The sequence below is a fragment of the Streptomyces sp. NPDC048639 genome (assembly GCF_043199075.1).
Lineage (GTDB): Bacteria > Actinomycetota > Actinomycetes > Streptomycetales > Streptomycetaceae > Streptomyces.
In genome coordinates this window covers 19379-32479 of sequence record NZ_JBICVP010000017.1, presented here as the reverse complement: position 1 = coordinate 32479, position 13101 = coordinate 19379, and the positions used below count along the sequence as shown (strand labels likewise).

Here is a 13101-nt window from a genome sequence, read left to right as displayed (position 1 = left end):
CCCGGGGCGCAGGGAATCGGCCCGGCGGTTGCGGTTCTGGGGAAACCCTCAGCCACTTGGGGTGAATTCTTGGCCTGAGGCTCGGCGCCTCCGCCGGGCTCCGCACGGCTGTCGGGACATGGTCCCGCGGCCGGTGGCGAAGCGCGGAAGGATGTGGACTCCATGGACCGAGCTGCAGTCGTGGCCGGGCTGGGAGGCTGGGTACCGCCCACGGTGGTCACCAACGACCAGCTCGCAGCCGTACTGGACACCGACGACGCGTGGATCCGCAGCCGCACCGGTATCCAGGAGCGGCGCTGGGTCTCCCCGGGGCAGTCCACCGGCGACCTCGCCGTCGAGGCGGGCCGGCGCGCCCTGTGGTCCGCCGGCACCGACAGCGTGGACGCGGTGGTCCTCGCCACGAGCACCCCGGACCGGCCCTGCCCGGGGACCGCACCCGAGGTGACGAGCCGACTGGGGCTGGGCCCGGTCCCGGCGTTCGACGTGGCGGCGGTGTGCACGGGCTTCGTCTACGCCCTGGCGACGGGCGCCGGACTGATCGCTCTGGGCACCGCAGATCGTGTCCTGGTCGTCGGCGCGGACGCGTTCTCCACCCTGCTCTCCCCGTCCGACCGCTCGACCCGGGTCATTTTCGGTGACGGTGCGGGTGCGGTCGTCCTGCGCACGGGGTCGTACGGCGAACCGGGCGCGCTCAGGGGGATGAACCTGGGCAGCGACGGCAGCCGCAGCGACCTCATCGAGGTACCGGCGGGAGGATCGCGCGAGCGCTCCACCGGGCTGCCGGTCAAGGCCGAGGACACCTACTTCACGATGCAGGGCCAGGCCGTCTTCGCCGAGGCGGTGCGTCGCATGGCCGAGTCGGTGCGGGAGACCGCCTCACGGATCGGCTGGCAGCCGACGGAGATCGACTCCTTGGTGCTGCACCAGGCCAACGCCCGCATCCTTGCCGCCGTCGCCCGGCGGCTCGCGCTGCCCCGGGAGACGTTGCTGTCCAACATCGGCAGGCTGGGCAACACGGTCGCCGCGTCCATTCCCCTCGCCCTCGCCGACGGCGTCGCAACCGGTGAACTCCGGCCCGGACACCGTGTCGTGCTGGCCGGCTTCGGCGGCGGGCTCACGTGGGGCTCCCTGGCACTGGAATGGCCACAGCTGCGTCCGGCCGAACCGGAGGGGCCCGCCGATTCCCGCGTGGGCGCGGGCTCCGACGCGACCGGCCCGTACCCCGCGGGTCCGGCACCCTCCCACTCGCCGCGCGGGCAGCGGCCACCGGCCAACTTTTAGGGCAATGCCTAACGATCGCCCTCACCGGGAGAATGCGACTTCTCCTGGCCAGGGATTTGGGTACGGTTTCGGCAAATTCCTCGGGAGGTCGATCAGATGTCGCTCGGTGCGGGATTCGATGACGAGCCTCTTCCTGTTCTGAGCTCTTCCAGTGACGAAGCCGAAGTCGTGCGCCGGGCGGGCGGGAAAGGACGGAATCTCCACGCCCTCACCACGGCCGGTTTCCAGGTTCCGGGCTGGTCGGTGCTCGGCCTCGACGTCTTCGCGGAATTCGCCCGCGGAAGCGGTCTGTCCGAACGCATCGAGAAGCTGCTGTCCGAGGGCTGGGACCTGCGGGCCGGGGAGATCGCCGGCGAGATCGCCGCACTCGTCGAGGCGGCTCCCCTCGACGACAGGATTGCTGCCGCCGTCGACGCGGCCTACCGGCACGTCGGTCGCGGACTCGTCGCCGTACGGTCCTCGGGTGACGAGGAGGACGGCACCGAGCACTCGTTCGCGGGCCAGTTCGACAGCTTCCTCAATGTCACCGGCATCGACCAGGTCACCGAGCACGTCCGCAAGTGCTGGGCCTCCGGCTTCTCCGAGCGTTCGCTGCGCTACCGCGCGCAGCGCGGACTGCCGCCCGGCGCCGGCGGTGTCGCCGTCGTCGTCCAGCGCATGGTGCCCGCCGAGCGCAGCGGCGTCCTGTTCACCGTCGACCCGACGACGGGCAGCACCGAACGCTTTGTGCTGAGTTCCGTCTACGGGCTCGGTGAAGGCCTGGTCTCCGGTGCCGTCGACGCGGACACCGTCGTCCTCGACGCCGGCGACGGCGAGCCGCTCAGCACGGTGATCGGTGACAAGCAGGAGAGCTTCGGCGCCGGCGCAGGACCCGGTTGCGCGGTGCGGCCGGTCGCGGACGAGAACCGCAAGGTGCTCTCCTTGAGCTCCGAGGACCTCGCCCGGCTGCACATGCTCGGGGTGCGCGCCGCCGACCACTACGGCGCCCCGCAGGACATCGAGTGGGCGATCGCCGACGGCACCCTGTGGGTGCTGCAGAGCCGTCCCGTCACCACGACGCTCACCGCCCCGGACGCGCCGTCCGCACCGCAGGGGTCCGGATCCGTCCCGGAGTCCGAGGGACAGCTGCGGATCTGGGACAACTCCAACATCATCGAGAGCTTCAGCGGCGTGGTCTCCCCGCTGACCTACAGCTTCGCCGCCGACACCTACGCCAAGGTGTACGAGAGCTACGCCCGCACCTTGGGTGTGAGGTCCGAACAACTGCGGGAAGTGCGGGAGTGGACCCCGAACATGCTCGGCTATTTCCACGGGCGGGTCTACTACAACCTTTTCCACTGGTACCGGATGGTGCGACTGGCGCCCTTTTACGCGTTGAATCGCCGGGTGCTGGAGAAGTCACTGGGAGTGGCGGAAGGGATTTCCGACGAAACTGCGGAGCGCCTTCACCCGTTCACTCCCCGGAAGGGGCTGCGCGGCCGATGGTCACGGCTGTTCCGTGCCGCCGTTTTCGGCTGGAGGTTCCTGACCATCCGAAAGTCCGTGGAGACCTTCCACCGGGATTTCTACCGCGCGTACGAGATTTTCAACAACATCGACTACGACGCACTGCCGGGTGAGGAGACCTACCGCCGACTGCGGCGCCTGCAACGGGAGTTGATCGAGAAGTGGGGCCCGATGCAGGCGCTGGACGCCACCATCCTGCTGTCCGTCGGGATGCTGGCCCTGCTGACCCGGCGCTGGCTGCCGGACGCCCCCGAGTGGTTCACCTGGGCCGCGGCCGGCCCGGGAAGGGACGTGGAGTCCGCCGAACCGGTGTGGGCGCTGGCCGAGCTGGCCGCGCTGGTCCGCGCCGACGACGAGGTGCGGGAGCTGCTGGAACGCACCCCCGACGCCGACGCCCACCGGGCGCTGCGGGACGGCGGCCACACCGAGGTCCTCGCCGCCGTGGACGCGTATGTGGCCGACTACGGCTACCGCAGCCCGGACGAGCTCAAGTTGGAGGTGCCGGACCTGTACGAGGATCCGGCCGGGCTGTTCGCCCTGCTGCGCGACGCGCCACCCGACACGGACACCGGCACCGGCACTGGCAGCGGCAGCGGCACGGGCACCGGCAGCGATGGCGCGGGTGACCGCCGCAATGAGGCCGAGGCCTATCTCGACCGGCATCTGCGCGGCCCCCGCCGCTGGGTCTACGAACGCGTCCGGCGCAAGGCCCGCAACGCCCTCGCCGACCGGGAGCGGTTGCGGTTCTGCCGCACCCGCGCGTTCGGGGCGGCCAAGCGCATGCTGCGCGCGACAGGCCGCGACCTGGCCCGCATCGGGGCGATCGACGCCTGGGACGACGTCTTCATGCTGCGTCTCGAGGAGGTCCGCGGTACGTACGAGGGCATGGTCGTCCACGCCGAGCTGAAGAACCTGGTGGCGCTGCGCCGCAAGCAACTCGCCGCCGACGCCGAACTGTTCGCCCCGTCCCGGTTCACCACGCGTGGCGCGCCGTACTGGTCGGGCAACCTGGAGCACGCCGGCTGGTCCAGGGGGCCGGCCGTCCGCAGCGGGGCGGGGGAGCTGCGCGGCACCCCATGCTGCCCAGGCGTCGCCGAGGGCCCGGCCGTCGTCACCGACACCCCGCGCGACATCGGTGGCGGGATCCTGCTGACGTACCGGACCGACCCCGGCTGGGTGTCCGCACTGTCCTCGGCCGCCGCTCTGGTCATCGAGCGCGGCAGTCCGCTGACCCATGTCGCCGTCGTGGCCCGGGAGTTGGGCATCCCCACCGTGGTCCAGGTCAGGGACGTCACCACCGAGATCCGGACCGGAACGCCGCTGCGCGTCGACGGCGCCGCGGGCACGGTCACCGTACTGGGCGACCCGCCCCCGCCTCACGACGGGGACCTCACCGGGACCCCCGACACTGCCAGGACGGAGACGCACCCGTGATCCTCAGCGAGGAGCAGCTGCAGGGGCTGCTCGACAAGTCCCTTGCCGAACTGCCCGACGGCACCGAGTGGTCCGTCGTGCTCGAAGGCTCGATAGCGGAGGGGTTCGGCAACCCCTCCTCCGACATCGACTTCCTGCTCATCGGCCGTGACGAGCACGACCTGCCGACGATGCCGTCGCTGCTCTTCGTCGACGGCCGTCGAGTGGAGATCCGGACCCGGTCGGTCCGTCAGATCGCCGAGCAGTTCGGCGTCCTGGATGCGGGCGCCAAACGACCCGGCCGCCTCTCGGAGGACCTGCTCAACCGCTGTCAGCGGCTCCTGCACAGCCATCCGCTGCGCGGTCACGCCCTGATCGAAACGGTCAAGGGCATGCTGCCGGTCGAGCGGTTCCGGACGATCGCCGCGGACTGGTGGGCGCACCATGCCCGGCACTCCCTGCGGCACGCCATGGCGCTGCTCTGCCTCGGTGAGGGAGACGAAGCGGCCGACTGGGCCCGCGCCGGGCTCGTCCAGGCGGTCAAGTCGTGGGCGGCGGGCCGGGGCGAGACCTATCTGGAACCCAAGTGGCTGTCCCTGCAACTCGACCGTGCGGACCGGCCGGAGATCCGGGACCGGTACTGGGAGTTGGAGGCCGGCGCTCCCGTGGCCGGCGACGCCGAAGCGGCCCGCGCCTACCTCTCCGCCTGCCTCGCGTTCGCCGCCGACCTCGGCATCACCGGCGTACCGTGGCGCCCCGAGCGGCTCACCGTCGAACGAGCCGCCCGGGTGACGACCTGGCAGACCGGCCCGCAGGTCCACGTCGTCCGCGGGATGCGCGAGGTGTTCGCCCTCGGCGACCGGGCCGGAACGGTCTGGCGCTCCCTGGTGCTCGGCCGCCCGCTGCCCCAGGTGCTGGCCGCCGCCGAGGACACCGGAGTCGCCGAACCGGGGCCGCTCCTGGCCGCGTTCCTGCGCTACGGGCTGATACGGCTCGCGTGGAAAGGCGGCGGCACCATCACCCCGTCCCTGCCACTGGCCGCGCCGCCCGGACCTCTCACCCCGCCACCGACCACCGCCCGGCCCGTGCTCTCGCTGCGGGGCGCGGCCGTCAGCGGGCCCGACGCCATCGACCTGGTTCCGCTGCCCGCCGAACGGTTCGCAGCGGCCGGCATGGCGGTGGTGTGGTCCAACGTCGTCGCCGAGAACGCCCTTGAGGACCTCAGGGGTGCCTTGCAGCGAGGCCAGTGGAAGGTCGCGGAACTCGCCGCGCGCCGCGCCGTGCACGCCGCACTGCGCGGCCTGTTCAGCGCCCACGGCATCAACCCGCTGCCCGCCGACTCCGACCTCGTACGCCGGATGGGCCTGCTCCCGGAGGACGCCCGGCCCCTGCGGGCGCGCGCCGAGCAACTCCTGCGCCGCACCATCGACTCGCCCCGAACCGGGGACGCCGTCCGCACCGAACTGCACGCCGTCGTGGACCTGGTACGGCAGAGCGCGGGCGCCGACGCCTTCCCCTCCTCCTTCGACTCCGCCGATACCTGGAGGGCCACGCTGGAGCTCGGCTACGACTGGCTCCGCATCGGCGCCTACCTCGACGCGCAGTTGCCCATCGAGGAGGCCCGCGACCTTCTCGCCAGCAGCGGCACCCAGCCCCACCCCGCCGTATGACCGCCAACCATCCCTGGAGGACCGACCGATGGCCAGTGCGATGACGGTTCTGGTGACCGGCGCCAGCGGCCTCGTGGGCGCCGAGGTGACCGCCCGTCTCACCGCGGCGGGTCACACCGTGCTGGCCCTCGTGCACAGCAACGGGCTGCTCGTCCGCAACAACGGCAGAAAGCTCAATCCGGCGCCCGGCACCCTGACCCCGCTCACCGGCGACATCACCCGCCCCGGACTCGGCCTGGCCGACGACGAGCTGCGCCTCGTCGCGGCCGCCGACCGGATCGTGCACTGCGCCGCCATCACCGACTTCGGCCTGCCCGAGGAGCGCTACGAGAGCGTCAACGTGGCCGGCACCCGCCACGTGCTGGGTGTCGCGACGGCCCACCGCATCCCGCTGGTGCACGTCAGCACGGCCTACGTGTGCGGGGAACGGGACGGTATCGCCCGCGAGGACGAACTCGACGTGGGCCAGCGCCCCGGAAACGCCTACGAGAAGAGCAAGCTGACAGGCGAGACCCTGGTGCACAGAGCCGCCGGGGAGGGCCTGCCGGTCACGGTCGTACGTCCCAGCATCGTCACCGGCGCCGCCCGCAACGGCTGCGTCCGCGACTTCAAGACCATCTACCCGGTCCTCAGAATCGTCACCAGAGGACTGGTGCGGACCATCCCCGGCCACTACGACGCCGCCCTGGACCTGGTGCCGGTCGACCGCGTGGCCGACCTGGTGACCGAGGCCGCCACCCGCTTCGAGGACGCCCAGGGACTGACCCTGCACGCCGTGGGCCAGGTGCTGACCCTCCGGGACTTCTCCGACGTCCTGGCCGAGTACCCCTCCTTCCAGGTGCCTAGGTTCGTGCCGCCGTCCTCGTTCTCCGCGACAGCGCTGCCCGATGCGGAACGCCCCTTCTACGACCGGGTCGTCTCGCTGTACGACACCTACTTCCGCCGGCGCATCCACTTCGACGCCACCCGGGCCGCCGCGTTCAGCGGCCGACCGGTACCCGCGGGCGGGCGCCCGTACCTGCGCCGGCTCCTCGACCACTGCCTGAAGGTCGGCTACCTCGGCGCGCCCGTGCCGCGGGAGCCCTCCCTGGCGCGATCCGAGCGGAGCGCCCCACGATGAACCCGGAGCACCCGAGGCATGCGGACACCGCGGAGCGGCCTGGCACCCCGCAGCGGCCGGACAACTCTGAGCCCGTCCACGGCGCAGTGCTGTCGCCGCTCCTGAGCTGCCAACCCCGCAAGCGCCGCCTGTACGGCGCCGACACCTACTACCAGGAGAGTCACGAGCAGCTCGCCGCGCTCACCGACGACGTCACCGGATTCGCCCACCGCCACGCCGCGCTGCTCCTCAAACCCGATGCCGTGGCGGCCCGCAGACTGCACGCCGCCGTCGACTGGCTGGCCGAACAGGGCTTCCGGATCGTCGGCGCGGAGACGACCCGGCTGACCCGGACCATGATCCGCTCCCTGTGGTACTTCCAGTGGAACCTCGCCACCCCCTACCGCAGGCGGCTCGCCGCGCTCTTCCTGGAGAACGCCGACGCCCTCGTGCTGGTCGTCCGCCCCGAGACCGCGACCGACATCCCCGCCTCGGTCCTGCTCACCCACCTCAAGGGGCCCACCGACCCGGAAGCCCGGGTTCCAGGACAGCTGCGCCATCTGCTGGGCCGCTACAGCTACTTGCTGAACCTGGTGCACACCCCCGACGAACCGGCCGATGTGCTGCGGGAGTTGGCCGTCCACTTCGACGACGCGGAACGCGACCGCCTCTTCCGCTCCGCGCTCTCCGATCAGGACCGCACCCCGCGGGCCAGGGAGCTCGCCGACCGCCTCTACGCGGCAACCAAGCCCCGCGAACTCGACTTCGAGCCCGCCGCCCAACGCCTGCGGGACGCCGTCTCCCGCCACCCCGGGCTCGACCCGTCGGCCGCCCCGCGCGACCTGCTGGAGACGGCATGGAACCACGGAGTCGAGCTGGACCCGTGGGACGCGGTCATCGTCGGCTCCGCGGTGCTCCCCATGCGCCGGCCCGGCCGCGCCCCGGTGCTGGACGGAGCCGGCGTCGAGGAATGGCGCCACCACCTGACCGCTGTACGGGCAACCGAAGCCTGAAACGAGGAGCAGGAGCAGCCGATGCAGTTCACCCGGACACTCCCGAAGTCGCTGGTGCACCGGGCCGCGATCGCCGAGGTCTTCCTGACCGACGCCGAGCGCCGCGGCGAGGACGAGGTGGTTCTCGCGGGGCAGTTGCCCCGGCTCCACGCCTTCTACGACGACACCCTCGGCCTGCGGACCGACCATGCCCCCATGCTGCTGCTGGAGGCGTGCCGCCAGGGCATCTTCGTGGTGGCCCACCGGTTCTTCGACGTACCCGCGGACCACAGGTTCCTCCTGCGGACGGTCGACTTCGAGGTGCGGGACCCAACAGCCCTGATGCCCGGAAGCACCCCGACCGAGCTCGTCATCGTCGCCCGTATCGAGCACCGGATGAAGGGACGGTCCGGCCTGACGGGGCTGCGGCTGCGCTTCACCACGACCATCGCCGGGCGCGAGGCGATGTCGGCGTGCATCGCGTACTCCTGGATGCCGCCGGACGAGTGGACGCGTGTGCGGACCGAACAGCGCACGAGGCTCGGTCTTCTCGAGACCCCCCTCGCGCTGCCCGTGCCGCGCATCGAACCGGCCCTGGTGGACCGCCGCGACCCCGCCAACGCGGTGATCTCGGTGTCATGTTCCACCGGCGAAGGCGGCCGCAAGGCACTCCTGGTGCCGGACACCGCGCACCCGGTGATGTTCGACCACTGGGTCGACCACGTGCCCGGAATGCTGGAGTTGGAGGCTCTGCGGCAACTGGCCCTCACCGCGGCCGTGGACGCCGGCACGCTGACCACCCCCGCGGCGCTGACGGTCCGGCTCTCCGCGCGGTTCCGCCGATTCGGCGAGATGGATCTGCCACTGGAATGCCGGACCGCTCCCGCGCCGCCCGGCGCGGACATCCCGTGCACCCTGCACCAGAGCGGGGGAGTCGTCGCCGAGGCCAGGATCGGGTTCGCCGACCGCGCCCCGGCCTTCGCTCACCGCGCGCAGGGGCAGGCGGCTTTCCTGCCCGCCCCGGCAGGTGTCGCCGCCGGTGCCCCGACCCCCGCCCGGACCTGAGACAAGGGGCCGTCCGTGACCACCGTCGCCCTCCCCAGGGTGCCCGCCCGGCTGGGCCGGTTCGTGCTGCGCATGTTCCGGCCCCACATCTACGTCACGTACGGACTGCTGTGGGTCCTCGCGCTGGAAGGCTCGGCGGTGGCGCTGTCGGGCACGGCCTGGAGGCCGTCCGGCGGTACTTGGATACGGGTGGTCAGCGTCGTCCTGGCGCTGCTGTTCCTGCGGATGCTGGACGAGCAGAAGGACTTCGCGTACGACCGGGTGCACCATCCGGACCGCCCGCTGGTCACCGGCGCCATCACGGTCGCCGAACTCCGGGGCGGCATGGCCGCGATCACGGTCGTGGTGGCGCTCCTGAACGCCGTACTGTCCCCAACGGCCGTCCTGCTGATCCTGCTCGCCCTCGGCTACGGACTCCTGCTCGTGGCTCTGGAGCGCCTGTCGGCAGCCGTGGCCGAGCGGCAGCTGCTCAACCTCGCGGTCACCTACCCGGTGCAGATCATGCTCGGCCTCTACGTATACCTGTCGGCGGCCGCATCCGGAACGGTCACCGCCGACTGGCGTGCGGTGCCGCTTCTGGCGCTGTGCGCCTGCGTGTTCCTCCACTTCGAGTTCGCGCGCAAGACCGCCTGGGAGGACGACCCGGGCGCGCACCTGTACTCGCAGGACCTGGGCGCAAGAGGCAGCGCGGCCGTCGCCGCGGGCCTCGCTGCCGGCGCGGTGATCTGCGAGGTCGTGCTCTTCGGTGCCGACAGCCCCCTCGGGCTGCTGCCCTGCCTGATGGCGGCCCTGCCGGTCTGGGGCACCTGGCGTTTCCTGTCCGCGCGCCGGGGCGGCTGGCCCCTGCCGGCGGCGATGGGCTTCGTCCTGGGCAGCCATCTGGCCCTGATCGCCTGGGCGGTGGTGCTGCCATGACCGCCGAATCCCCCCTGACGTGCGAGGAGTTGCTGACCACCACCCGTACCGTGCGGCGCGGTCTCGACCTGGAACGGGAGGTGGACCCGGAGCTGGTCGAGGACTGCCTCCGCATGGCACTCCAGGCGCCGAACGGCAACAATCGCCAGAACTGGCGCTGGCTGGTCCTCACCGACCCGCGGGTCCGCGGCGATGTAGCGGAGGTGTACCGGGCGGCCTTCCACGCCCGCAACGCCTCCGCACTCGAAAAGCTCGACGAGGCTCCCGAGAAGACCCGCCGCATGATCACCGGCGCCAAATATCTGGCCGACCGGCTGCACCGTGTGCCGGTCCTGGTGATTCCCTGTCTCCAACTGGCGGGCGAGCGGCTGCCGGAGGGCAACCAGGCCGGCCTGTGGGCGTCACTGCTGCCCGCGGCCTGGAGCTACGCGCTCGCCGCCCGCAGCCGCGGCCTGGTCACCGCTTGGACGACCGTCCACCTCGACCGTGAGCGGGACGTCGCCGAGCTGCTCGGACTCCCTCCCACCGTCCGCCAGGGCGCACTGCTGCCGACGGCGTACCCGCTGCGCACCACCTTCCGGGCCGGGCCCCGGCTGCCGCTGGACGAGGTGCTGCACGTCAACGGCTGGCAGGGTGAGAGCTGAACTGCACGGACATGCCCGGGCGTTGACCCCCGTCGGCATCCGTCGGCATCCGTCGGCATCCCCCGTCACCGGGGACGGTGAGACCGCCTCGACGACGGGGAGACGTCGTCGGCACACGGTGAGACCGAAGCCCTCCGCCGCGTATCGGCGAAGGGCTTCGGTCCCGGTGCCCGGCTTCCCGGGGCAACGGCCCGTCAGGTGTCGTTCCACTTGAAGAAGCGCAACGTCAGTGCGGTGACCACTGCGGTGAAGGCCAGCATCCCGCCCATGGTGGGCAGGATGTCCGTCACACCGCCGCCCCGGCTGAGCACGGCCTCGCTGCCCGTCACCAGATAGCGCAACGGCATCATGTACGAGACTCCCTGGACCCAGTCCGGTGCGTTGTCCAGCGAGAAGAACGACCCGGACAGGAACGACATCGGCAGCACCAGGAGTTGGGCGAGACCGCCGGCGGACTCCTCGGTCTTGGTGACCGAGCCGATCAGAAGACCCAGCGCCATCAGGGACAGCGTTCCGCACATGACCAGCGGCACCACCAGCCACCAGTCGCCCGTGAGCTTCAGACCGAAGTACGGCATCGTCGCCACCAGCAGGAACAGGGCCGTCTGCGAGAGCGCCATGATCATGGTCATGGAGATACGTGCGGCGACCACTTCCCAGGCCCGGATCGGAGACAACCGCATCCGCTGGAGGATCTTCTTGCGGCGCAGCGTCACCAGCGTCAGCGACGTGCTGAACACCGCGCTGGAGGCGACCGCCCAGCCCATCAGGCCGGGAGTCAGATACTGGATCGGCTTGACCGACTCGTCCTCGACCTGGCCCGCCCTGAGCGAGTACTTGGGCGACTCGCCCGTCACCGCCAGATTCGCCTTGTCCAGCACCGCGTTGAGCGTCGCGCGGGCGGATGCGCCCTTCACGGAGTCGGCGGCGCTGTACCGCAGGATGACGGTGTCGCCGTCCTGTTCGACCAGGGCGTCGTAGTCGCCGTTGCGCACCTTCTCCAGCGCGGCCGACTCGCTGCTCACCTTGGTGACCGAGGCGGCCTTGTCCAACTGCTTCTGCTGGGACTTGTCGAGCGAGTCGAGCACCTGCACCTGGCCGACCTGGGCCACCTTGATGTGCGAGCTGCCGGTGCTCTTGAACAGTGAGCCGAACAACAGCAGGAACAGGATCGGGAAGATCAGCAGGAAGAAGATCGTGCCCTTGTCCCGCAGCACGCTGAGAATCATCGCCCGGGACAACTCGCGGACCGGGCTCAGTCGCTCGGCCTTGCCCCCGCGTTCACGGCGGTGCTTGTGCCCGGAGGGCTTCGGGGGCGGAGACGGAGGCAGGTCCAGAGGCGGGGCCTGCGGGAGCGCCCGGCTCCGGTCCGGCTTCTCCGCACCACGGTCCTGCCGCACCGTACTCCGGTCCTGCGTGGTCTCTTCCGTGCTCACGCGCGGTACTCCCGTCCGGTCAGCTGGAGGAAGACGTCCTCCAGGGTGGCGCCGCGTACCTCCAGGCCGCGCAGGGCTCCCTGGTCGGCCAGGATCGAGAGCACGGGCCCCGGCGTACGGGTGGCGACCGACAACGACACCCCGTCGTCCTCGACGGTGACGCCCCCGACACCGGCCGACTCCAGCAACTCCCGCATGGCGTCGGGCTGGACGAGTCCCGACTCCACGGTCACCCGCACCATGTCGTCGAGTTCGCGGATCAGGGCGGCCGGGGGGCCGGTCCTGAGCACCTTGCCGTGCTCCATGACCGACACCCGGTCGCAGAGCATCTCCGCCTCGTCCATGTAGTGCGTGGTGAGGACGACCGTGCGGCCCTCCTGGTTGACCATGCGCAGCAGGTCCCACAGATTGCGGCGGGCCTGCGGGTCCAGTCCGGCGGTGGGCTCGTCCAGAAAGACGATCTCCGGGTCGTGCACCAGGCCGCAGGCGATGGACAGCCGCTGTGCCTGGCCGCCGGAGAGCTTGTCCGCCGGGATCTTCCCGAACTCGGTGAGGCCGACACGCTCCAGCATCGCGTCCGCCTGGCGGCCCCCGACCCGGTAGAAGGACGCGAAGAGGCGGATGGTCTCCCGCGTGGTCAGCTTGTCGAAGAAGGACGACGCCTGGAACTGCACTCCGATCCGCGTGAGCAGCTCGGGGTTGCGCGGCCAGGGACTGTTGCCGAACACCTCGATCCGGCCCTCGTCGGGCTCGCGGACGCCCTCCAGAATCTCCAGAGTGGTGGTCTTCCCCGCGCCGTTGGGGCCCAGAATGCCGTAGAACTCGCCCTTCTCGATGTTCAGCGAGACCCCGTCGACGGCCTGGATGTCCCCGTACCGCTTCCGGACGCCGTCCGCGATGATCGCCGCCGTCATGTCGTGACCGTCCTGATCGGGCGGAGCCGTGTTCCGGCCCCGCCGCGGATGTACTGAAGGTCCATCACTCGACTGTCGTCTTTCCGTGATCGGTTGAGGATCGGGCCGGACCGGGCCGGGGGCCCGGGCCCTCCGCCCGCGTCCGACCGCCGGCGGCCGGCAGAAG

10 protein-coding genes are annotated in these 13101 nt (G+C 71.2%); 8 read left to right on the top strand and 2 right to left on the bottom strand.

Going from position 1 to position 13101, the window contains the following annotated elements:
• Positions 1-162: 162 nt before the first annotated feature.
• The 8 genes from ACGFNH_RS32015 (at position 163) to ACGFNH_RS31980 (ending at position 10585) form a co-directional block, all read left to right on the top strand.
• Complete coding sequence (locus ACGFNH_RS32015; protein WP_393659802.1) at positions 163-1281, top strand: beta-ketoacyl-ACP synthase III; 1119 nt, start codon at positions 163-165, stop codon at positions 1279-1281.
• 96 nt (positions 1282-1377) lie between these two features.
• Positions 1378-4221: a phosphoenolpyruvate synthase gene (locus tag ACGFNH_RS32010; RefSeq protein ID WP_393659801.1), complete on the top strand. Its 2844-nt coding sequence runs from the start codon at positions 1378-1380 to the stop codon at positions 4219-4221.
• Positions 4218-5870, top strand: a complete 1653-nt coding sequence (locus ACGFNH_RS32005; RefSeq protein ID WP_393659799.1) for a hypothetical protein — start codon at positions 4218-4220, stop codon at positions 5868-5870. The genes ACGFNH_RS32010 and ACGFNH_RS32005 overlap by 4 nt, the downstream gene beginning before the upstream one ends.
• 28 nt (positions 5871-5898) lie before the next feature.
• Entirely contained in the window at positions 5899-6990 is a 1092-nt protein-coding gene (locus ACGFNH_RS32000; RefSeq protein WP_393659797.1) for an SDR family oxidoreductase, read from the top strand.
• Complete coding sequence (locus ACGFNH_RS31995) at positions 6987-7982, top strand: nucleoside-diphosphate kinase (RefSeq protein WP_393659795.1); 996 nt, start codon at positions 6987-6989, stop codon at positions 7980-7982. The genes ACGFNH_RS32000 and ACGFNH_RS31995 overlap by 4 nt, the downstream gene beginning before the upstream one ends.
• Before the next feature lie 21 nt (positions 7983-8003).
• Positions 8004-9026: a ScbA/BarX family gamma-butyrolactone biosynthesis protein gene (locus ACGFNH_RS31990; protein ID WP_393659793.1), complete on the top strand. Its 1023-nt coding sequence runs from the start codon at positions 8004-8006 to the stop codon at positions 9024-9026.
• 15 nt (positions 9027-9041) lie between these two features.
• Positions 9042-9941 carry a hypothetical protein gene (locus ACGFNH_RS31985; RefSeq protein ID WP_393659791.1) on the top strand — a complete coding sequence of 300 codons (900 nt, stop codon included), beginning with the start codon at positions 9042-9044 and terminating at the stop codon, positions 9939-9941.
• The gene (locus ACGFNH_RS31980) at positions 9938-10585 is read left to right on the top strand and encodes a nitroreductase family protein (protein WP_393659789.1); all 648 of its coding nucleotides are present in this window, start codon (positions 9938-9940) and stop codon (positions 10583-10585) included. The genes ACGFNH_RS31985 and ACGFNH_RS31980 overlap by 4 nt, the downstream gene beginning before the upstream one ends.
• Before the next feature lie 194 nt (positions 10586-10779).
• On the opposite strand, the gene ACGFNH_RS31975 is transcribed toward ACGFNH_RS31980, so the two are convergent.
• Together ACGFNH_RS31975 and ACGFNH_RS31970 are read right to left on the bottom strand one after the other, a co-directional pair.
• Complete coding sequence (locus tag ACGFNH_RS31975; RefSeq protein WP_393659787.1) at positions 10780-12021, bottom strand: ABC transporter permease; 1242 nt, start codon at positions 12019-12021, stop codon at positions 10780-10782.
• A complete protein-coding gene (locus ACGFNH_RS31970) occupies positions 12018-12935 on the bottom strand; it encodes an ATP-binding cassette domain-containing protein (RefSeq protein WP_393659785.1) in 918 nt (305 codons plus the stop codon). The genes ACGFNH_RS31975 and ACGFNH_RS31970 overlap by 4 nt, the downstream gene beginning before the upstream one ends.
• Positions 12936-13101 lie beyond the last annotated feature (166 nt).

What these genes read in the sequence shown, in the direction of transcription:
- ACGFNH_RS31990 (WP_393659793.1), top strand. Translation starts at nt 8,004, where the DNA reads ATGCAGTTCACCCGGACACTCCCGAAGTCGCTGGTGCACCGGGCCGCG.
- ACGFNH_RS32000 (WP_393659797.1), top strand. Translation starts at nt 5,899, where the DNA reads ATGGCCAGTGCGATGACGGTTCTGGTGACCGGCGCCAGCGGCCTCGTG.
- ACGFNH_RS31970 (WP_393659785.1), bottom strand. Translation starts at nt 12,935, where the DNA reads ATGACGGCGGCGATCATCGCGGACGGCGTCCGGAAGCGGTACGGGGAC.
- ACGFNH_RS32010 (WP_393659801.1), top strand. Translation starts at nt 1,378, where the DNA reads ATGTCGCTCGGTGCGGGATTCGATGACGAGCCTCTTCCTGTTCTGAGC.
- ACGFNH_RS31995 (WP_393659795.1), top strand. Translation starts at nt 6,987, where the DNA reads ATGAACCCGGAGCACCCGAGGCATGCGGACACCGCGGAGCGGCCTGGC.
- ACGFNH_RS32015 (WP_393659802.1), top strand. Translation starts at nt 163, where the DNA reads ATGGACCGAGCTGCAGTCGTGGCCGGGCTGGGAGGCTGGGTACCGCCC.
- ACGFNH_RS31980 (WP_393659789.1), top strand. Translation starts at nt 9,938, where the DNA reads ATGACCGCCGAATCCCCCCTGACGTGCGAGGAGTTGCTGACCACCACC.